Origin of the sequence: Verrucomicrobium sp. GAS474, from assembly GCF_900105685.1 — a bacterium.
Classification (GTDB): domain Bacteria; phylum Verrucomicrobiota; class Verrucomicrobiia; order Methylacidiphilales; family GAS474; genus GAS474.
Genome location: NZ_LT629781.1, coordinates 2,973,222 through 2,992,789, shown reverse-complemented (window position 1 = coordinate 2,992,789; position 19,568 = coordinate 2,973,222). Strand labels below are relative to the sequence as shown.

The following is a 19,568-nucleotide window of genomic DNA, read 5'->3' as shown; positions in this document are numbered from 1 at the left end:
GCCTTACAGGCCCATGCTCGTCATCTGGTGCCCGCGGTGGTGGCGGTAGGCGGTGATGATCCGCTGGACGAGGTCGTGCCGCACGACGTCGCTCTCGTCGAACTCGCAGAAGTCGACGCCGGGGGTGTTCCGCAGCGCCTGCCGCGCCTCGATGAGGCCCGACTTGCGGGTCTTCGGAAGATCGATCTGGGTCGGATCGCCGGTGACGATGCACTTCGAGCCAGGCCCGAGGCGGGTGAGGAACATGAACATCTGCTCGGTGCTCGTGTTCTGGGATTCGTCGAGGATGATGAAGCTCTGGCTCAGCGTCCGCCCGCGCATGTAGGCGAGGGGGGCGATCTCGATGCTTCCCTTCTCCGTGTAACGCTGGATCTCGACCGGCTCCAGCATCTCGTTCAGCGCGTCGTAGAGGGGACGGAGGAAGGGGAGGATCTTCTCGTTGAGGTCGCCCGGGAGGAAGCCGAGGGCTTCCCCGGCCTCGACGGCGGGGCGGGTGAGGACGATCCGCTTCACCTCCTCGCGACGGAGGGCGGCGACGGCGCAGGCGATGGCGAGGTAGGTCTTCCCGGTCCCGGCGGGACCGATGCCGAAGACGAGGTCCTTCGTCCGGATGGCGTCGAGGTAGGCCTTCTGGGAAGGGGTCTTCGGGATGACGGCGGGCTTCTTCGGGGAGACCTCGACGCGGGCTGCGTGGAGATCGGCGAGGGCGACGGAACGTTTCTCCTCGGTCGCCTCGAGGGCGAAGAGGAACTCCTTCTTGCGGATCACGAGGCCTCCTTCCTGGGCCTTCTGCAATTGGGCGAGGACCTTCTTCGCCCGGGCGACCCCTTCCTTCGGCCCCTCCAGGCGGATCCAGCCGTCGCGGGTCGTCGCCTTCAGGTGGTAGCGTTCGGCGAGGAGGTCGAGGTGGCTTTCGCTTCCCCCGATCAGGGAAAGGACGGCGCGGGCATTGTCAAACTCAAGGGTTTCCGAAACGGGGGCATTGCTGCCGCGAGGGGTGGCCATTGCAAAAGAGGTTAAATGAGTAAAAAAATCTCGCAACAGGGAAAAGGAAAACCTATCAGCTTCAGGAGACTTGTTGATTTGTTAAATTGCTAAATGAGCCGGTCTCCCGCCGGGGGCCCCGGTCGCTTTTTTCATGAACATCCTTTTTGCCGCCAGCGAGCTCTCCCCCTTTGCGAAAAGCGGCGGCCTCGGCGACGTCCTCGGCGCGTTGCCCCCGGTCCTGAAGGGGGAGGGGCATTCGGTCTCCGCGGTCCTCCCCCTCTACCGGGGCCTGCGGGAGAGAATCCCCGGCATCCGCGCCACCGATCTCTTTCTCCAGATCCCGATGGGGACCACGGTGAAGGAAGGTCGCGTCTGGGAGGCCGAGGCCCCGGGCGGCGTCCGCCTCTTCCTCATCGAGCAGGAGGAATACTTCAACCGCGCCCAATATTACGGGGAGAACAACGCCGACTACGTCGACAACGCCGCCCGCTTCTTCTTCTTCAGCAAGGCCGTCGTCGAGATGGCCCGCTACCTCGATCCCGCGCCCGAGATCATCCACGTCCACGACTGGCAGACCGGCCTCGTCCCCGCCGTCGTGAAGGCGCGGGGGCTCCCCTTCAAGACCGTCTTCACCATCCACAACCTCGCCTACCAGGGGAGCTTCTGGGGGATCGACTTCCCGCTCACGAATCTTCCCGATTCCTTCTTCACCGCCGAGGGGGTCGAGTTCTACGGCTATGTGAATTGCATGAAGGCGGGCATCGTCCTCGCCGACCAGGTCACCACCGTCAGTCCCCGCTACGCGCTCGAGATCCAGACCGAGATCTACGGGTGCTGGCTCGACCGCGTCCTCCAGGAGCAGAAGCACAAGCTCACCGGCATCCTCAACGGCGTCGACTACGCCACGTGGAATCCGAAGACCGATCCGCTCCTCCCCGCGAACTACGGCCCCGCCGCGCTCGGCGGCAAGGGGGCCTGCCGCAAGGCCCTCCTGGAAAGCTTCCACCTGAAGGACGACGGCGCCCCGATCTTCGCCGCCATCACCCGGCTGGCCCACCAGAAAGGGATCCACCTCATCCAGGAGATCATCGAGGGACTCCTCTGGCAGGACATCCGCCTCGTCCTCCTCGGCTCCGGCGATCCGGCGGCCGAAAGCTATTTCTCCAGCCTCGCCGCCCGCTATCCGGGGAAAGTCGGCGTCTGGATCGGCTTCAACGAGGAGCTCTCCCACCGCGTCACCGCCGGGGCCGACTTCTTCCTCATGCCCTCGCTTTACGAGCCGTGCGGCCTCACCCAGATGTACAGCCTCCGCTACGGCACCCTCCCGATCGTCCACGAGACGGGCGGCCTCGCCGACTCGGTGAAGGATTACCGGCCCGACCTCAGCGCGGCGACGAAGGACGGCACCGGCTTCCGCTTCTCCCCGTGCAGCGGCCAGCCCTTCTGGGATGCCTGCCAACGGGCCATGGCGCTCTACCGGAACAAGGTCGAGCTGAACCGCGTCCGCAAGCTCGGCATGAAGGAAGACTTCAGCTGGACGCAGAGCGCGAAGGGCTACGAGACGGTCTACCGCCGCGCTTTGGCGAGTTAGGGATGGGACGGAATCGGGGCGCGTTTTTTACGCGCATTTCCCCATTTTCCCTATTGCACAGAAACTCGAAATCAGCATAATTTCCCTCCCTCCTCCCGAAGGAGGGCTATGACCCCATAGTGTAACGGTTAGCACTCCACCCTTTCACGGTGGCGGCACGGGTTCGAAACCCGTTGGGGTCACTTTTTTCGGCTTTCCTCGGCTTTCTTCGGCGCCCCGTTTTCAAGAGGCCGAGTGTTTCTCTCTTTCCCTGGCGATGCCCCCCCTTTCGCATTTCGGGCGAAAGGAGTAGAATATTCCATGGCCGCCAAATTCAAAGAATTGGTCTTCACCGACTCCGTTCACCGGAAGCAACGGGAGTATTACGGGGTGGAACAAAACGCCCTCGGAGCCCTCGAACGGGACGAGCTGACCGACGACGAAAAAAGCTTCATCGAATCGCGGGACAGTTTCTACATGGCGACGGTGGGCGAAACGGGGTGGCCCTACATCCAGCACCGGGGCGGGAAGGTCGGCTTCCTCCAGGTCGTGGGGCCGAATCTCCTGGTCTTCGCCGACTTCCGGGGCAATCGACAGATGGTTTCGACGGGCAATCTGGCGACCGGGGACAGGGTGGCACTCTTTCTCATCGATTACCCGCGCCGGACTCGCTTGAAGATCCTGGGCCATGCCAAGGTGGAGAAGATCGAGGCGTTTCCCGAGCTCGCCTCGCGGCTGGCCGAAGGGGAGACGGCGGGGACGGTGGAACGCCTCTTCATCATCGAGGTTGTCGCCTTCGATTGGAATTGCCCCCAGCATATCACCCCCCGCTTCACGGCGGAGGAGGTAAAAGAGGCTCTTCTTCCGCTTCAACGGCGGATTGCCGAACTGGAGCGCGAATTGGAAAAAGCTCGGGCAAATCCGAGTTGAAGGGAGGAAAACCCGGCCTCCGCTTCCGTCATTTCGGTTTTGAGGCAGTGCCGCCCGTGAGGGCCGTTTTTTTGGGCCTTTATGGAGGCTTGGGGAAGGAATCTCGTTGAAACCGAGGTCGTTTCGCGGTTCACTAACCCCTCAGTTTTTAATCATGAAGTCTCTCAAGATCGGTTTGGCCGGGGTCGGAACAGTCGGGCAGGGGGTCTGGCGCCATCTGCGCGGGCAGGCCGATCTCCTGGCGAGCCGCTGTGGGCGGCCGCTGGAGATTGTCCGCGTTTCCTCGCGCAACGCGGCGAAGGCCGAAAGCGTCGGCATTCCCGCCTCCCTCGTCACCTCGCGCTGGGAAGACCTGATCGCCGCCCCCGAGATCGACGTGATCGTCGAGCTGATCGGCGGGACCGACGATGCCTTCCGCCTCGTGAAGGGCGCGTTGGAGGCGGGGAAGCACGTCGTCACGGCGAACAAGGCCCTCCTCGCCGCGCGGGGCGGGGAGCTTTTCCGCCTCGCGCAGGAAAAGAAACGTTGCCTCCTCTACGAGGCGAGCGTCGCCGGCGGGATCCCCCTTCTCCAGGCCCTCCGGGAAGGGCTCGCCGCGAACCGCATCCTTTCGCTCCACGGCATTGTGAACGGCACCTGCAATTACATCCTCACCCGGATGGAAGCGGAGGGGAAGGAGTACGCGGAGATCCTCGCCGAGGCGAAGAAGCTCGGCTACGCCGAGGCCGACGAGAGCCTCGACGTCGAAGGCTGGGACGCGGCCCACAAGACCCTCGTCCTCGCCGCGATCGCCTACGGCTTCTGGCCGAAGATGGCCTCCCTCACGGTGCGGGGCATCGCGGGCCTCGACCGGCAGGACATCGCCTTCGCCCGGACCCTCGGCTACGGGATCAAACTCCTCGCCATCGTGAAGACCGTCCCCTCGGGCCGGATCGAGATCTCGGTCCAGCCGACGATGGTCCCTTCCTCCCACGTCCTCGCCTCGGTGAAGGGGGTCTTCAACGCGGTCCTCGTCCGCGGCGACGTGGTCGGCGACACCCTCTACTACGGACGCGGCGCGGGCGGCGACCCGACGGCCAGCGCCGTCCTCAGCGACCTCGCTGCCCTGGCCCGCGAGGGCGGGAACGCGGCGGACAACCTCGCCTTCGGCTCGTGCGGCCTCTGGAACGAAGCGACCCCTCCCGGCATCGCCACGGCGGAGGAAATCACCGCCCGCTATTACCTCCGCCTGGCCGTGAAGGACAGCCCCGGCGTCCTCGCCCGGATCGCCACCGTCCTCGGGAAGCGGAACATCGGCATCTCCTCCGTCATCCAGCCCGAGTCGTCCTCCGACCAGGGCGCCAGCGGCCATGTCCCCCTCATCCTGATGATCCACGACGCGAACGTCGGGAACTTCGAGGCGGCCCGCGCCGAGCTGGAGGGCCTCGACATCGTCCAGGCTCCCGCGGTCAGTTTCCGCGTCGAAGATTTCACCTAATCCCCTTTTTGTCATGAGCAGCCATTCCGCCAAACATCCCCGCTGGCCGGGCATCATCGAAGCCTACCGCAGCCGCCTTCCCGTCACGCCCGAAACCCGCGTCGTGACCCTCCTGGAGGGGAATACCCCCCTCATCAAGGCGGAACGGATCCCCGGCGAGATCGGGGCCGACATCGAGCTCTACATCAAGTACGAGGCGATGAATCCGACCTCCTCCTTCAAGGACCGGGGGATGACGATGGCGATGACCGAGGCGGCGAACCGGGGCGGCGTCGAGGCCGTCATCTGCGCCAGCACGGGGAACACCTCGGCGGCGGCGGCGGCCTACGCCTCGCGGGCGAAGCTGAAGTCGGTCGTCATCCTGCCGAACGGGAAGATCGCCCTCGGGAAGCTGGCCCAGGCGATGATGTACGGGGCCACCGTCGTGGCCATCGAGGGGAACTTCGACGACGCCCTGCGGATCGTCCGGGAACTCGGCGCGCGCCCGGAGTTCGCCGTCGTCAACTCGATCAACCCCGTCCGCATCGAGGGGCAGAAGACCGCCGCCTTCGAGGTCTGCGACATCCTCGGCGAGGCCCCCGATTTCCACTTCCTCCCCGTCGGCAACGCCGGGAACATCACCGCCTATTGGAAGGGCTACCGGGAATACCACCGGGACGGCCTCTCGAAGAAGCTTCCCCGGATGTTCGGCTGGCAGGCCGCCGGATCGGCCCCGATCGTCGAGGACCGGATCATCGAGAACCCGAACACCGTCGCCACCGCGATCCGCATCGGCAATCCCGCCAGCTGGATCGGGGCGAAGGAGGCCGTGGCCCAGTCGAACGGCCGGATCGACATCGTCACCGACGAGGAGATCCTCGACGCCTACCGGATGCTCGCCCGCCTGGAGGGCCTCTTCGTCGAGCCCGCCAGCGCCGCGCCGATCGCCGGGTTGATCAAGGCCCACAAGGCCGGTCTGATCCCTGCCGGCAGCCGGATCGTGGCGACGACGACCGGCCACGGCTTGAAGGACCCCGATACCGCCGTCAACTCGGGCATCGCCCGTCCGGTCGTCGTCCCGTCGTCGACCGAGGCCGTTCTCCGGCTGTTGGGGCTTTAAGGGTTCGGAGTCGCTCTCTGAATCGGAACCCCTGTTTCCTTGTTTAGCCCTCTTTTTAGGCCTGTTGCACGATAGATAGTAAAGATTACTTAAATCTTTATCTTTGAATTGCAATTGGTCTAAATACTGCTTTCTAGTACAACTAACATGGATCGGGCAGCCAAGGCACTTCAGGCGGTACTTGCAGCCGTGCAACGCCGGGAGGAGACCCAGAGGGTGATCGAAATTACTCTGGAACAGGCGTGCCAGCTCGTCGGGGCGGTCCACGGCTCCTTCATCCAGGTCGACCATCGCAACGGCTTCCTCGACATCACCTCGACCTACGGCGAAGACTGGACCGAGGACAAGAAGAACTGCCACCTCGGAATCGGCTACGGCATCACCGGGACCGTCGCCGCGACGGGGAAACCCTACTTCTGCGCCGACACGACGCAGGACCCGACCTACGTCTCCCTTTTTTCCTATGTGAAGTCGGAGATGGCCGTCCCCGTGAAGGTGCGGGGGGAAGTCTGGGGCGTGATCAACATGGACGGCTTCGAGCCGAACGCCTTCAGCGAGTCCGACCTCACCACCGTCTCCCTTTTCGCCGACCTAGTCGCCTTCGCCTTCTCGCTGGAGGAGGAGTACGACGAGCGGAAGCGCCTCCTCGAGGAAGCGATGGAAGGGCAGAAGCTCGAGGCCGTCGTGAAGGTGATCGCGGGCATCGCCCATGAGATCAACAACCCGCTGACGACCGTCCTCGGCCAGGCCTCGATCCTCGAGATGACGCCCGACCAGCCCCCGGCTGCCTCCTCCCTCCGGGCGATCTCGTCGGAAACCCGCCGCGCCGCCCGCATCCTCCGCTCCCTCCTCCACTTCGCCCGCCGCGAGGTCTCGGCGAAGCAGGTGGTCAACGTCGCCTCGATCGTCCGGGAGCTCTTCAGCCTCCGGGAATACCAGCTTCGCGTCCACAATATCGAGCTGACCTTCCGGGACGCCCAGCCGCCCGCCGCCGTCGAGGCCAATCCCGACCAGGTCCTCCAGGTGTTGATGAACCTCGTCAACAACGCCGAGCGGGCGATCCCGCCCGAACGGAAGGACGGCAAGATCGCGATCCTCGCGGAGCGTGCCGGACGGTTCCTCCTCATCCGCGTCGCCGACAACGGGGAGGGGATTCCCGAGGAGAACTCCGAGAAGGTCTTCCGTCCCTTCTTCACGACGAAGGAAAAGGCGGGGAGCGTCGGCCTCGGCCTGCCCGTCGCCCAGACCCTCATGGAAGCCCATGGCGGGAAGCTCTATCTCAGCACGTCGAGCGCCGCCGGATCGTGCTTCGTCCTCGAATTCCCCGCCGCCCTCCCGGCGATCCCCGAGGGCGATGTCGACGGCGACGGCGAGATCGGCGCGGGCAGCGCCGCCTCGATCCCCGCGCCGACTCCCTCGAAAACGGCCCGCAATCTGAAGCCCGGCTCGGTCGGGCGCGTCCTCGTCGTCGACGACGAGCCCGCGATCCTCGAATTCCTCGAGCGGTTCCTCACGATGCAGAAGGTCGAGGTCGTGACCGGGGGGAACGGGATTGAAGGACTGGAACGGCTGGCGGCCGACGGCGACTTCGACGTCGTCCTCTCCGACATCAAGATGCCCCGTTGCAACGGGATCGATTTCTACAGCCAGGCCTGCGTCGATTTCCCTTCCTACAAGGGACGGTTCCTGTTCATGAGCGGCGACTTCATCTCCGCCACGATCCACGAATTCCACCAGAAGACCGGCTGCCACATCCTCGAGAAGCCGTTCAAGATCGGGAAGCTGAAGGAGTTGATCTTCTCCTTCTTCAATAACGCGGCCCCGCCGCCGCCGCCCTCGCCGACGGCGTAGGGGAGCGCCCCTAGGGCGGCCCTACTCCGGCAACGTAATCGCCCGCTGGCGCAGCCAGTGATCGGCCAGCACCAGCCGCGTCATCGCCTCGACGATCGGCACGGCGCGGGGGAGGACGCACGGGTCATGCCGTCCCCGGGCCTTCAGCGTTGCGGCTTCGCCGGTCGTCGAGACCGTTTCCTGGGCGCGGCTGAGCGTCGCGGTCGGCTTGAAGGCGATCCGCATGACGATTTCCTCGCCGTTGCTGATCCCGCCCTGGATGCCGCCGCTGTGGTTGGTCCGCGTGCGGACGCGGCCCGCCTCGGTGTAGAAGGGGTCGTTGTGCTCGGAGCCCTTCATCAGGGCCGCGCCGAAGCCGGAGCCGATCTCGAAGCCTTTCGTTGCCGGGAGGCTCATCATCGCCCGGGCCAGCTCGGCCTCCAGGCGGTCGAAGACCGGCTCGCCGAGGCCGGGAGGAAGACCACGGACGACGCAGGTGACGATGCCGCCGAGGGAGTCGCCGTCCTTGCGCGCCTCCTCGATCTTGGAGATGGCCCGTTCCGCCCCTTCGGCCGTCGGCCAGCGGACGATATTGCCCTCGACGTCGTCGTACCGGACGGCGAGGGGATCGACCCCGGCGTCGAGGTCGTGGATGCGGGAGACGTAGGCGACGATCCCGATGCCGGGGGCGACCCGCTTCAGGAGCTGGTTCGCCACGACGCCGCCCGCGACGCGGCCGATCGTCTCCCGCGCCGAGGTCCGCCCGCCGCCGCGCCAGTCCCGGATGCCGTACTTCGCCTGGTAGGTGTAGTCGGCGTGGGAGGGGCGGTAGAGGGTCTCCATTTCCCGGTAGGCATCGGGACGCTGGTCCTCGTTGGGGACGAGGATCGAGATCGGCGTGCCGGTCGTCTTGCCCTCGAAGACGCCGGAGAGGATGCGGCAGGTGTCGGCCTCCTTGCGGGGGGTGACGATCTTGCTCTGGCCGGGACGGCGGCGGTCGAGGTCGACCTGGATCGCCGCCTCATCGAGCGGGAGGAGGGGAGGGCAGCCGTCGACGACGACGCCGACGCCCCCGCCGTGGGACTCGCCCCAGGTTGTGATTCGAAAAAGGTGGCCGAAGGTGTTTGGCATGATCCGCGTCTTTCCGTAAGAGATAGGGGACAAAACTAACAGCAACCCGTCCCAGTGAACAAGCACCTTGTCCTCGTCGGCATGATGGGCTCCGGCAAATCGACCGTGGCCGAATGGCTCCACCGCGCCGGGGGGCTGCCGTTCTACGACACCGACGCCCTCATCGAGCGCCGCGCCGGGAAGACGATCCCGGCGATCTTCGAGGAATCGGGCGAGGCCGGTTTCCGGGAGCTGGAGCGGGCGATCCTCGCGGAGACGGTGGCCCGGGTCCCCGGCGTCCTCTCGACGGGGGGAGGCCTCTTCGTCGACGCGGAGAACCGCCGCCTCCTCCTCGACCGGGGCATTGTCTTCTATCTCCACGCCTCCGCGGAGATGCTCGCCCTCCGCACCGCGACGGCGACGAACCGGCCCCTGCTGGGGGCGGCTTCCAACGTCACGGCCGCCGCCGAGGACCGCATCGCGACCCTCCGCTGCCTCCTGGCGAAACGGGAGGAAGATTACCGCAAGGCCCATCACGTCATCGACGCCGAGCAGCGGAAGCCCGACGCGATCGGGGCCGAGATCCTCGCCCTTTACCAAAGCACCTTCCATGAATCCTGAATCGTCCGAATCCCCTGCCGACGTGAACGACCTGAATCCATTCGATCCCTTCGACGGCTTCGATCCGCGCGATGAACGCAAGACCGTCGGCTTCCTCGGCGCCGGAAAGATGGCCCGGGCGATGGCGATCGGCATCGCCAAGGCGAACCCCTCCTTCCTCCGCACCCTCACCGCGACGGCCCGGACCGCGAACACGCTCACCCAGTTCTTCGACGCGCTCGGCTCGGCCGGTCCCGTCTCGGTCACGCCGAGCGAGACGAACCTCGAGTTGGTCTCCCAGTCCGACGTCGTCATCCTCGGCATCAAGCCGGCGCAGGCCGCCGAGATCCTGCCGACGCTGCGGGAGACGTTGGCGGGACGCGAGGAGAAGCCCCTCTTCCTCTCCCTCATGGCGGGAATCACGACCGACCGGATCGAAGTCCTGCTGGGGGAGGGGACGCGGATCGTCCGGGCGATGCCGAACACCCCGGCCCTGATCGGCGAGGGGATCACCGGTTATGCTCCCGGACGGCACGCGACGGAAGGCGACCTTGCCGTCGCCCAGGCCCTGCTCGCCGCCGTCGGCACCGCCGTCCGGGTCGAGGAGCCGCTCCTCGACGCCGTCACCGCCGTCAGCGGGAGCGGTCCCGCCTACGTCTACCACTTCCTCAACGCCCTGATCGCGGGCGGGATCGCCGAGGGGCTGAGCCCCGCCGTGGCGAAGCAGCTCGCCGTCCAGACCGCCATCGGCGCGGCGAAGATGGTGGGAGCCTCCGACCTCTCCCCCATCGCCCTCGCCGACCAGGTGAAGAGCCCGGGCGGGACGACGGTCGCCGGATGCAATGTCCTCGCCGAAGCCGGCTGGGAAGACTCCCTTCAGAAAGCCGTCGCGGCGGCTCGGCGACGAGCTACGGAGATGCGTGGAAGTGAGGAAAGTATAAAGTCAGTGGCTTCCACTCTCTTAATACAGCAACGTGCAGAGCCTAGTGTTCATATTCGGCGTCATCTTTTGGCTATCCGAGTGACTACAAAGGAAAAGCATCTAATGAGAAGTTTTTCTGATGCTGCTGCTAAGTCATTTTCAGATTGGGCACGTCCAGTCTTAATTGAAGCATTTAAAGAGGAAAGCCAGTTAATCAAGCTGCGTCTTCAAGGTTTAAGTGGATATGAGGAGCATTTAACGTCATCGATATCGGCCTTCAGAAAATACGAGGTTTCAACATCTAACGAGCATGTTCGCAAGCATCTTATTGCCATAAGGGTAACCACCGTAGAAAAAGAGATGCTGCAAGATTTTGCTTATTCAAAAGGCAAAGCGTTCTCGGATTGGGCAAGACCAATCTTATTAGCTCAAAGTACTGCATTAAAAATAGAGTAATAATTGTCTAGGGTTAGATACATTTGGTAGTTGGATTTAAGATGCGAATGGGAGTAAGGTTGCTGTATGAGCTCCGGCATCAATACCTCCCTCACCGGTCTTCAGGCCAATCAGACCCGGGCCGACATCGCGGCGAACAACATCGCCAACATCTCGACCCCCGGCTTCGAGGCCTCGCGGACCGTCGACACCGAGGCGACGCCCGCCGGGACCGGCGTGACGGTCTCGATCAGCCGGGCGGGCTCGCCGCTCAATCCCGAGGCGGCTTCCGAGTTCTCCAACGTCGACGCGGCGACCGAGCTCGTCGGTACGCTCGTCGCCCAGCGGGGTTTCGAGGCGAACGTGAAGGCGCTCCAGGTCTCCGACCGGATGCAGCAGCGGGCGATCCAGCTCCTTTCCTAGCCCCCGGCTTATCGCAAACGCCGGGATCATGAGGCTTCCCTTCCACGAGGACGACCTCGTCGAGTCGTTCTGCCGTTCCTCGGGGCCCGGCGGGCAGAACGTGAACAAGGTCAATACCGCCGTCATCCTGAAGCACAAGCCCACGGGGATCACCGTCCGCGTCGAGGACACGCGTCACCGGGAGCAGAACCGCGAGCTGGCCCGCCAGCGCCTCGCCGAGCGGCTCGACAAGATCGCCGCCGAGCGCCGCGCCCTCATCAAGAGCGAGGCCTCCCTGCGCCGCCGCCGCCGGTCGCCCCGTCCCCGGGGGTTGAAGGAAAAGATCCTGAAGACGAAGAAGCTCCGCTCCGTGGTGAAGCAGGACCGCCGCCGCCCGGTCGAGTAGCGTCCTCTTAAATCCTTGGGCGACACGGATTTGGTTGAACGAAATCTTAAGTGGAAATTGTACGGGTACCGCTGAATTTAGTGGGCTTCCCCGGGAAATCTTGTAGGTTCAGCGGTAGGGGGAAAGAGATGTTTACGCTATTTCCATGCACCAGACCGCTCCAAAAAGGGTTTCCAAAGGTTCCTCGTCCTTAAAAAAACAGCGTCCCTCATCGGATTTCGATCTCCTCGCGGAGGCACTTCAATTCACCCCCGTCCCCACCCTCATCCTCTCGCGGGATCTGCAGGTTCTGGGCGGCACCCTCTCGTTCTTCGAGGAGTTCGGCTACAGCACCGCCGAATTGACCGGCCGCTTCCTCATCGATTTCATCCATCCCTCCGACCGGAAGACCATCGGCGTCCTCCTGCGGAAAAAGCCCCTCCAGGCCCGGAAACGGAAGGGGATCGATCCAACCGCGGAGGGGCGCTTCCTTCATCATAGCCAGATCTGGCGGCACGTCCGGCTCTCGGTCCGGACGATGGCCCATCCGATCGACGCCGACAGCGATATCCGCATCCTGGCCCTGGAGGACATCACGGAGCGGAAGCAGGCGGAGCAGACCTGGCGGATGATGAGCGCGGTCTTCGAGAACGCCCTCCAGGGGATGGCCCGCTACGATTGCCAGGGGAACCACATCCACGTGAACGACGCCTACGCCCGCCTCTTCGGCTACACCCCGGCGGAGATGATCGGGATCAACTGGGAATCGGTCGTCCATCCCGACGACCGGGACCGCCTCATCGACGCCTACATCCAGATGATGAGCGAGGGACGGGCGGTGATCGAGAGCCGCGCGATCCGCAAGGACGGCTCCGTCTTCCACCGGGAGAACGTGATGATCGTCGCCCGCGACGCCGACGAGAAGTTCGCCGGCCACCACAGCTTCAGCCGGGACATCACCGAACGGATCGAGGGGGAGAAGCTGGTCCGCCATTCCCGCCAGCAGCTCCGCGACCTTTCGATCCGCCTCCAGCGGGTGCGGGAGGAGGAACAGACCCGGATCGCGCGGGAGATCCACGACAACCTCGGCCAGAACCTGACCGGGCTGAAGATGGACCTCGCCTCCTTCGCGACCTCCTTCATCGCCCTGACTCCGGCGAAGGAGCGAAAACGGTTGCAGCAGCGGGGGCAGGACATCGGGAAGCTGATCGACGAGATCATCGACACCGTCCGGCAGATCGCGGCCGAACTCCGTCCCGGCGTCCTCGACCATCTCGGCATCGGCCCCGCCATCGAGTGGCAGGCGGAGGAATTCGCCCGCCGCAGCGGGCTGGTCGTCGCGGTGAAGAACCGGGTGGAAGGCGTCGTCGGGATGCGGGAAGGGACGGTGGTCTTCCGCATCTTCCAGGAACTCATGACGAACATCGTCCGGCATGCGAAGGCGACCCGGGTCGAGATCGAGATCGCCAACCCGAACGGGAAGGTCGTCCTGATCGTCCGCGACGACGGGCGGGGCATCACGAAGGAGGAGATCAACGCCTCCCACGCCCTCGGCATCCTCGGGATGCAGGAGCGGGTGGTCGATTGCAACGGCTCCCTCCACCTGAAGGGGACGCCCGGCGCCGGCACGATGGCGATCCTCACCATTCCCTTCGAGATCGTCGAGCCGATAACGGTGACGGCTCCCGACGACTTCCTCGACAACTCCGAACAACCCCTCCCCTCCGCCTCATGAAGATTCTCATCGCCGACGATCACGCCGTGGTCCGCAAAGGACTCCGCGGCCTCCTTTCCGAAGAGTTTCCGGGAGCCCAGTTCGGGGAGGCCTCCGACGGGAACCAGGCCTATACCCAGGTGGTGCAGAAGAAATGGGACGTGGCGATCCTCGACGTCAGCATGGGCGGGCGCGGCGGCCTCGACGTCATCAAGGATATCCGGCGCATCGCCCCGACGCTCCCGATCCTCATCATGAGCATGCACCCGGAGGACCAGTTCGCCGTCCGCGCCCTGAAAAGCGGCGCCGCCGGGTACCTCACGAAGGAGACCGCCCCCGACGAAATCGGCAAGGCGCTGCGGAAGATCCTCTCGGGCCGGAAGTACGTCAGCTCGACCCTCGCGGAGAAGCTCGCCCTCGGCCTCGACACGGAGGAGGGGACGCTGCCGCACGAGGCGCTTTCCGACCGGGAGTTCGAGGTCATGCGGCTCATCGCCTCGGGGAAGCGGGTGAAGGAGATCGGCTCCCACCTCTCCCTCAGCGTGAAGACGATCAGCACCTACCGGACCCGCATCCTCGAAAAAATGGGAATGGAGAGCAACGCCCAGCTGACCCACTACACGATCAAGCACGGCTTGATCGAATAACCGGATCGGCCGTGCATGGGGCTCATTGGGCTCGCTTCGGCGCGAGTGTCGGACAAAGACGGACAATCGTTTCTCCGCGCGGCTGATACCGACCGGGCCCGCTTTCCTATAGATTCAATCGCAAGACAAGAACACCCCGGGAGAAGACCCCGCGCTCTTTTTCCCCGAAAATAAAAAGGAACCTCCCGTGCCTTATTTTTCCAAGCTCGACTCCGTTTCCCGGCCCGACCCCCAGCGGAAGGGCATCCTGCTGATCGACGCCAAGGGGCGGATCGCGGGGGCCGATTCGGGATTCTCCTCCCTCCTCCGTTACGACGAGGGGGAGATCGTCGGGAAGCGGTACACCCGCCTCTTCACCCCGATGCAGATCGAGAGCCGCGCGCCGGAAATCGCCTTTTTCCTCGCGAACAAGGAAGGGTGCCATGTCGGCCCCGTCTGGCGGCAGCAGAAGGGGGAAAACCTCGTCCCGCTCCATTCCCGCATGGAGGCCCTGCGCGACGGAGAGGGGACGGTCGGCTCCTACCTGGAATGCCTCCAGCCCCAGCCGGAGACGGGCTCGGAACCGGCGGCCATCGCGTGCGCCGGGGAGGCCCTCCTCCTGCTCGAGCGGAAGCCGAAGGAGCGTTTCCCCCGGATCACCCTGGCCGGGTGCGATGTCCCCTGGATCACCGGCTGGCCCGTCTCCGAGCTGATCGGCAAGGAATGGGATTTTCTCTTCACTGACGCCGACGGCTCGAATGATCCCGCCGCCGCCGACCTCGGGCGGAACGGCCTGGAAGGGGAAACGAGGGCGATCCTCGTCGGGGCGGTGTTGGGAGGCCTCAGCGGGGAGGGGAAGGGCCGCATCCGGCGGAAGGACGGCGGCCAGGTCTCGGTCTTCTGCCGCATCGTCCCCCTCGATGCCGGAACGAAGCCGACGACGCGGATGGTGATGCAGCTTTCCCTCCTTCCCTCCCGGCCGGAGGAGGGGGGGAAATCGACTCCGTTATCCGAAGTTGCCGAGGTGGCCGACAGCATCGCGAACGAATTCAACAACCTCCTTTTCATGATGGGCGAGAGCGCCGAGGCGACGATGGCGTCGGCGGGGGTGAAGCCCTCGCGCTTCAAGCACATCGAATCGTCGATCCATCGCGCGGCGGCCCTTGCCCGCCATCTGATGATGATCGGCAAGGAGGGCGCGGTTTCGTGCCTCGACTCGGAAACCGCGCCCGAAGCCGATCCGGAATCCCAGGGCCCTTCCGAATCGTCCTCCCGCGATGCCGGGACTCCCGGCGGGCGGGTTCCCTTTTTCCCCGAGTGGAGCGCCCCGGCCCCGGGCAGCGGCGGCAAGGGGAGTGCCGGAACGCCCCAATCCCAGGAAGGGGGAGCGTGGCCGAAGGGAACGGAGACGATCCTGATCGTCGACGACAACGCGCCGATGCGCCGCCTCCTGGCCGCCTCGCTCCGCACCCTCGGCTATCGGGTCATCGAGGTCGGCGATCGGGATGCCGCCGTCTCGGTGATCCGGGGCAGCAGCCCGATCGATCTCCTCGTCGCCGACATGGTCCTCCCCTCGGGGAGCGGCAGGGACGTCGCCGCCCAATATCGGAAAACCCACGAGCACGGGGCCGTCCTCTATATCTCGGGCTATTCCCAAATCCCGAAGGTCGAGGAGGGAGAGCGGGAGGAGGCCTTCCTCTCGAAGCCCTTCACCCCGCTCTGCCTTGCCCGGAAGATCCGGGAGATCCTCGGCCCCGGCTCGCTCCCGCCGCAGAAATAAGGGATGGAGGCCGCGGGCGCTTCTTTTCCGCGATTGCCCCTTGGGGCCCGGGAAGGTAAGGTCCGGGCTCACGATGTCTTTGCGTTCCTTCAGCCTGGCCCTTCTCCCGCTCCTGGGCTTCGTCCTTCCCCTCTCGTCCCTGGCCGCGACGGCACCGGCGGCTCCGGCGGCGGCGGACGCGAAGGGCGGCGGATTGCCCGAGGTCGGTTACGTGGCCCTCAGCCTCAATCAGGAGAAGTACCTCGGCAAGGAGGTCCGCGTCCACGGGAAGTTCTATTACATGGAGTCGAAGCGGCCGATCTTCGAGATGCGGATGGGGCCGAGCCAGTCGGTCAACGTCCTCATCACCCTGGTTTCCCCCGAGGGGAAGCGGATCGTCCAGGGGCTCCGCAATTTCTCCGAGGTCGCCCTCGCCGTCACCGGGACGGTGAAGGAAGGGGATCGGCACGATAACCCGATCCTCATCGTCGCCTCGAAGATCGATATCGAGGGGGCCGCCACCCGCTACCGGATCGATCCCGTCGAGGTCGGCATCGCCTCCTACGCCCAGATCGGCCATTTTTCCCAACGCTACCTGAACAGCATCGTGACGATGGAGGGCCGCTTCGACTTCCGCGAGCCGAACCGGGAGCAATTCACCCTCTGGCGGGGCCTCGACTCGATCCTGGTCAACTTCAGCCACCTCTCCGACGACCTTCGCAAGCGTTTCCTCAACGAGCCCCAGTTCTCCGGCCAGTCGATGAAGGTCACCGGGATTGTCCGCACCGACCCGGCGAAGCCGAACCGCTTCATGCTCGACGCCCAATCGGTCTCCTTCCCCGAACCCCCGAAGACCGCCGAGGAGACCCCGCAGGACGGCGAGGCGAAAAAGCCCAAGCCGCTTCCCTACGACAAGGTCCTGGCTGAGCCCGACAAGTACGTCGGCAAGACCGTCCTCCTCAGCGGCTCCTTCGAGCGCTTCACCGCCGCCCCGTTCCGCTTCGAGATGCGGAGCGGATGGGATTCCCTCGAGGTGGTGGCGGAGAAGCTTCCCCGGTCGATCCAGGAGGAACTCGGCGAGCTGGGCGATTTCTCCCAGGTCCTCTTCACCGTCAGCGGGACCCTCGTCGCCTACCCCAACGACCCGAAAAAGCTCTACCTCGTCGCCGATCAGCTCGATTTCCTTCCCGGAATGTAGGCGGGAAGGGGAGTCATTTTGACTCAATCGCTGGGTAGGAATGGCCCGCTTGGGCTGCCGGGTTTTCCCTATAAACTCCATAACCCGTTTATGCGGAGTTGGATCAAATTGATCCTGCCATGGAACGATAGTTGCAGGATATAAAGCATGGCACACATTTTAGGCATCGACCTTGGTACCACCAACTCCTGCATGGCAATCATGGAAGGGGGACAGCCCGTGGTTCTCGAAAACTCCGAAGGGGCACGCACCACGCCCTCGATCGTGGCATTCACGAAGTCGGGCGAACGTCTCGTCGGCCAGGCCGCGAAGCGCCAGGGCGTCACGAACGCGAAGAACACCATCTTCTCCGCGAAGCGGTTCATGGGGCGCAAGTTCGCCGAAGTGAAGGAAGAGCTGAAGCGCGTTCCCTACAAGGTCGTCGAGGCGAAGAACGGCGATTGCGCCATCGAGATCGAGGTCGCCGGCGAAAAGAAGACCTACTCTCCCCAGGAAATTTCCGCCTTCATCCTCATGAAGCTGAAGGCCGACGCCGAAGCCAAGCTCGGCGAGACGATCACCCAGGCCGTCATCACGGTCCCCGCCTACTTCAACGACAGCCAGCGCCAGGCGACCAAGGACGCGGGCAAGATCGCGGGCCTCGAAGTCCAGCGCATCATCAACGAGCCGACGGCCGCCTCCCTCGCCTACGGCCTCGACAAGAAGAAGGACGAGAAGATCGCCGTCTATGACCTCGGCGGCGGCACGTTCGACATCTCGGTCCTCGAGATCGGCGACGGCGTCTTCGAGGTGAAGGCGACCAACGGCGACACCCACCTCGGCGGCGATGACTGGGACAACGCGGTCATGGACTGGCTCCTCGCCGAGTTCAAGACCGAGTCCGGCATCGACCTCAAGGGCCAGCCCGACGCCGTCCAGCGCCTGAAGGAAGAGTCGGAAAAGGCGAAGATCGCCCTCTCCTCCGCCCAGGACTACGAGATCAATCTCCCCTTCATCACGGCCGACGCCTCCGGCCCGAAGCACATCCAGAAGAAGATCACCCGCGCGAAGCTCGAGCAGCTCACCGACGCCCTCGCGGAGCGGACGCTGAAGCCGGTCACGGCCTGCCTCAACGACTCGAAGCTCAACGCCGACCAGATCGACGAGCTCGTCCTCGTCGGCGGCATGACCCGCATGCCGAAGGTCGTCGAGACGGCCCGCAAGCTCATCAAGAAGGAACCCCACAAGGGCGTGAACCCCGACGAAGTCGTCGCCATCGGCGCGGCGATCCAGGGCGGCGTCCTCAAGGGCGACGTGAAGGACGTCCTCCTCCTCGACGTCACCCCGCTCTCCCTCGCCATCGAGACGGCGGGCGGCATCGCCACCGCGATGATTCCCCGGAACACCACCGTCCCGACCCGGAAGTCCCAGATCTTCAGCACCTACTCGGACAACCAGCCGGGCGTCGAGGTGAAGGTCCTCCAGGGCGAGCGCCAGATGGCCAAGGACAACAAGCAGCTCGGCGTCTTCCACCTCGACGGCATCCCGCCGGCGCCCCGCGGCGTCCCCCAGATCGAAGTGACCTTCGACATCGACGCGAACGGCATCCTCCACGTCTCGGCCAAGGACCTCGGCACGAGCAAGGAGCAGAAGATCTCCATCACCGGTTCGAGCGGCCTCTCCAAGGAAGAGGTCGAGAAGATGACGAAGGAAGCCGAGCAGTTCGCCGAGGCCGATAAAAAGGCCAAGGAGGCGATCGAGCTCCGCAACACCGCCGACAACGCCGCCTACCAGGCCGAGAAGCTCCTCAAGGATCAGGCCGACAAGATCGACGAGGCGAAGAAGACCGAAGTCGAGGCCGCCGTCGCCAAGGTCCGCGAGGAACTGAAGGGGACGAACGACGAGACCCTGAAGGCCGCCGTCGACGACCTCAACGAGAAGGTCCAGGCCATCTCGATCGAGATGTACAAGGCTGCCGCGGCGAAGGCCGATTCGGGCTCGCCCGAAGGCGAAGTCCACGGCCACGACACGGGCGAAACCCCGAAGGAAAAGCCGGCCGACGTGATCGACGCCGACTTCGAGGTCATCGACAAGGACAAGGAAAAGAAGAAGTAATTCTTCCCTTCCCTCCGCTCCCGACCCCATCCGGGCGGAAGAGGCTCATCCCTCTTCCGCCCTCACTTTAAACTCCACACCAGACAAATCACCACTATGGCCATCAACATCCGTCCCCTCGGCGACCGCGTCGTCGTCCAGCCCTTCGAAGCGAAGGACGTCAGCAAGAGCGGTATCATCATCCCCGACAGCGCCAAGGAAAAGCCCCAGGAAGCGAAGGTCGTCGCCGTCGGCGCGGGCAAGCTCGACGAGAAGGGGAACCGTTTCCCCGTCTCGGTCAAGAAGGGCGACAAGGTCCTCGTCAGCAAGTACGGCGGCACCGAGATCAAGATCGACGGCGAGACCTACCAGATCTTCCGCGAAGACGACATCCTCGCGATCCTCGCCTAATTTCGCTTCATCCATTTAAAACCCACCACTCCACATCCTC

At 64.6% G+C, this 19,568-nt stretch carries 16 protein-coding genes, 1 tRNA gene and 1 pseudogene; 16 read left to right on the top strand and 2 right to left on the bottom strand.

Features of this window, described 5'->3' with window-relative positions:
• Positions 1–3: 3 nt before the first annotated feature.
• The gene (locus tag BLU04_RS12590) at positions 4–1,005 is read right to left on the bottom strand and encodes a PhoH family protein (RefSeq protein WP_093286662.1); all 1,002 of its coding nucleotides are present in this window, start codon (positions 1,003–1,005) and stop codon (positions 4–6) included.
• Between the two features lie 133 nt (positions 1,006–1,138).
• Here BLU04_RS12590 and glgA point away from each other — a divergent pair, with 133 nt between their 5' ends.
• The 6 genes from glgA to BLU04_RS12560 all read left to right on the top strand — a co-directional run bounded on the left by glgA (position 1,139) and on the right by BLU04_RS12560 (position 7,914).
• A complete protein-coding gene (glgA, locus tag BLU04_RS12585; RefSeq protein ID WP_093286660.1) occupies positions 1,139–2,578 on the top strand; it encodes a glycogen synthase GlgA in 1,440 nt (479 codons plus the stop codon).
• Between the two features lie 110 nt (positions 2,579–2,688).
• A tRNA-Glu gene (locus BLU04_RS12580) sits at positions 2,689–2,760 on the top strand.
• Positions 2,761–2,878: 118 nt separating this feature from the next.
• Positions 2,879–3,487, top strand: a complete 609-nt coding sequence (locus tag BLU04_RS12575) for a pyridoxamine 5'-phosphate oxidase family protein (protein ID WP_093286657.1) — start codon at positions 2,879–2,881, stop codon at positions 3,485–3,487.
• Positions 3,488–3,641: 154 nt separating this feature from the next.
• Complete coding sequence (locus tag BLU04_RS12570) at positions 3,642–4,964, top strand: homoserine dehydrogenase (RefSeq protein WP_093286653.1); 1,323 nt, start codon at positions 3,642–3,644, stop codon at positions 4,962–4,964.
• Positions 4,965–4,977: 13 nt separating this feature from the next.
• Complete coding sequence (gene thrC, locus BLU04_RS12565) at positions 4,978–6,063, top strand: threonine synthase (protein ID WP_093286651.1); 1,086 nt, start codon at positions 4,978–4,980, stop codon at positions 6,061–6,063.
• Positions 6,064–6,279: 216 nt separating this feature from the next.
• Positions 6,280–7,914, top strand: a complete 1,635-nt coding sequence (locus BLU04_RS12560) for an ATP-binding protein (RefSeq protein WP_162274683.1) — start codon at positions 6,280–6,282, stop codon at positions 7,912–7,914.
• Between the two features lie 21 nt (positions 7,915–7,935).
• On the opposite strand, the gene aroC is transcribed toward BLU04_RS12560, so the two are convergent.
• Positions 7,936–9,024, bottom strand: a complete 1,089-nt coding sequence (gene aroC / locus BLU04_RS12555; RefSeq protein ID WP_093286645.1) for a chorismate synthase — start codon at positions 9,022–9,024, stop codon at positions 7,936–7,938.
• 54 nt (positions 9,025–9,078) lie between these two features.
• Here aroC and BLU04_RS12550 point away from each other — a divergent pair, with 54 nt between their 5' ends.
• The 10 genes and pseudogenes from BLU04_RS12550 (at position 9,079) to groES (ending at position 19,528) form a co-directional block, all read left to right on the top strand.
• Entirely contained in the window at positions 9,079–9,624 is a 546-nt protein-coding gene (locus BLU04_RS12550; RefSeq protein ID WP_093286643.1) for a shikimate kinase, read from the top strand.
• A complete protein-coding gene (proC, locus tag BLU04_RS12545; RefSeq protein ID WP_093286640.1) occupies positions 9,614–10,981 on the top strand; it encodes a pyrroline-5-carboxylate reductase in 1,368 nt (455 codons plus the stop codon). Before BLU04_RS12550 ends, proC begins: the two co-directional genes overlap by 11 nt.
• A gap of 66 nt (positions 10,982–11,047) precedes the next feature.
• A complete protein-coding gene (locus BLU04_RS12540; RefSeq protein ID WP_093286638.1) occupies positions 11,048–11,383 on the top strand; it encodes a flagellar basal body rod C-terminal domain-containing protein in 336 nt (111 codons plus the stop codon).
• Positions 11,384–11,429: 46 nt separating this feature from the next.
• A pseudogene (locus BLU04_RS12535) lies at positions 11,430–11,768 on the top strand (peptide chain release factor-like protein); the annotation flags it as partial.
• A gap of 145 nt (positions 11,769–11,913) precedes the next feature.
• Positions 11,914–13,482, top strand: a complete 1,569-nt coding sequence (locus BLU04_RS12530; RefSeq protein WP_093286633.1) for a PAS domain S-box protein — start codon at positions 11,914–11,916, stop codon at positions 13,480–13,482.
• Positions 13,479–14,108 (top strand): response regulator transcription factor, encoded by a 630-nt coding sequence (locus BLU04_RS12525; RefSeq protein ID WP_093286629.1) that lies wholly within the window; start codon positions 13,479–13,481, stop codon positions 14,106–14,108. Before BLU04_RS12530 ends, BLU04_RS12525 begins: the two co-directional genes overlap by 4 nt.
• 187 nt (positions 14,109–14,295) lie before the next feature.
• Positions 14,296–15,867 (top strand): response regulator, encoded by a 1,572-nt coding sequence (locus BLU04_RS12520; protein WP_093286626.1) that lies wholly within the window; start codon positions 14,296–14,298, stop codon positions 15,865–15,867.
• A gap of 73 nt (positions 15,868–15,940) precedes the next feature.
• Positions 15,941–17,044: a hypothetical protein gene (locus BLU04_RS12515; protein ID WP_157895337.1), complete on the top strand. Its 1,104-nt coding sequence runs from the start codon at positions 15,941–15,943 to the stop codon at positions 17,042–17,044.
• 147 nt (positions 17,045–17,191) lie between these two features.
• On the top strand, positions 17,192–19,138 hold the full coding sequence (gene dnaK / locus BLU04_RS12510; RefSeq protein ID WP_093286621.1) for a molecular chaperone DnaK: 1,947 nt from the start codon (positions 17,192–17,194) through the stop codon (positions 19,136–19,138).
• 96 nt (positions 19,139–19,234) lie between these two features.
• Positions 19,235–19,528: a co-chaperone GroES gene (gene groES, locus BLU04_RS12505; protein WP_093286618.1), complete on the top strand. Its 294-nt coding sequence runs from the start codon at positions 19,235–19,237 to the stop codon at positions 19,526–19,528.
• The last annotated feature ends 40 nt before the right edge of the window (positions 19,529–19,568 follow it).

Bases quoted from the DNA above. Each gene is read 5' to 3' on its own strand.
- aroC (WP_093286645.1), bottom strand. From the start codon at position 9,024: ATGCCAAACACCTTCGGCCACCTTTTTCGAATCACAACCTGGGGCGAG.
- BLU04_RS12530 (WP_093286633.1), top strand. From the start codon at position 11,914: ATGCACCAGACCGCTCCAAAAAGGGTTTCCAAAGGTTCCTCGTCCTTA.
- BLU04_RS12515 (WP_157895337.1), top strand. From the start codon at position 15,941: ATGTCTTTGCGTTCCTTCAGCCTGGCCCTTCTCCCGCTCCTGGGCTTC.
- BLU04_RS12525 (WP_093286629.1), top strand. From the start codon at position 13,479: ATGAAGATTCTCATCGCCGACGATCACGCCGTGGTCCGCAAAGGACTC.
- BLU04_RS12570 (WP_093286653.1), top strand. From the start codon at position 3,642: ATGAAGTCTCTCAAGATCGGTTTGGCCGGGGTCGGAACAGTCGGGCAG.
- BLU04_RS12575 (WP_093286657.1), top strand. From the start codon at position 2,879: ATGGCCGCCAAATTCAAAGAATTGGTCTTCACCGACTCCGTTCACCGG.
- BLU04_RS12540 (WP_093286638.1), top strand. From the start codon at position 11,048: ATGAGCTCCGGCATCAATACCTCCCTCACCGGTCTTCAGGCCAATCAG.
- thrC (WP_093286651.1), top strand. From the start codon at position 4,978: ATGAGCAGCCATTCCGCCAAACATCCCCGCTGGCCGGGCATCATCGAA.
- glgA (WP_093286660.1), top strand. From the start codon at position 1,139: ATGAACATCCTTTTTGCCGCCAGCGAGCTCTCCCCCTTTGCGAAAAGC.
- groES (WP_093286618.1), top strand. From the start codon at position 19,235: ATGGCCATCAACATCCGTCCCCTCGGCGACCGCGTCGTCGTCCAGCCC.
- dnaK (WP_093286621.1), top strand. From the start codon at position 17,192: ATGGCACACATTTTAGGCATCGACCTTGGTACCACCAACTCCTGCATG.
- proC (WP_093286640.1), top strand. From the start codon at position 9,614: ATGAATCCTGAATCGTCCGAATCCCCTGCCGACGTGAACGACCTGAAT.
- BLU04_RS12590 (WP_093286662.1), bottom strand. From the start codon at position 1,005: ATGGCCACCCCTCGCGGCAGCAATGCCCCCGTTTCGGAAACCCTTGAG.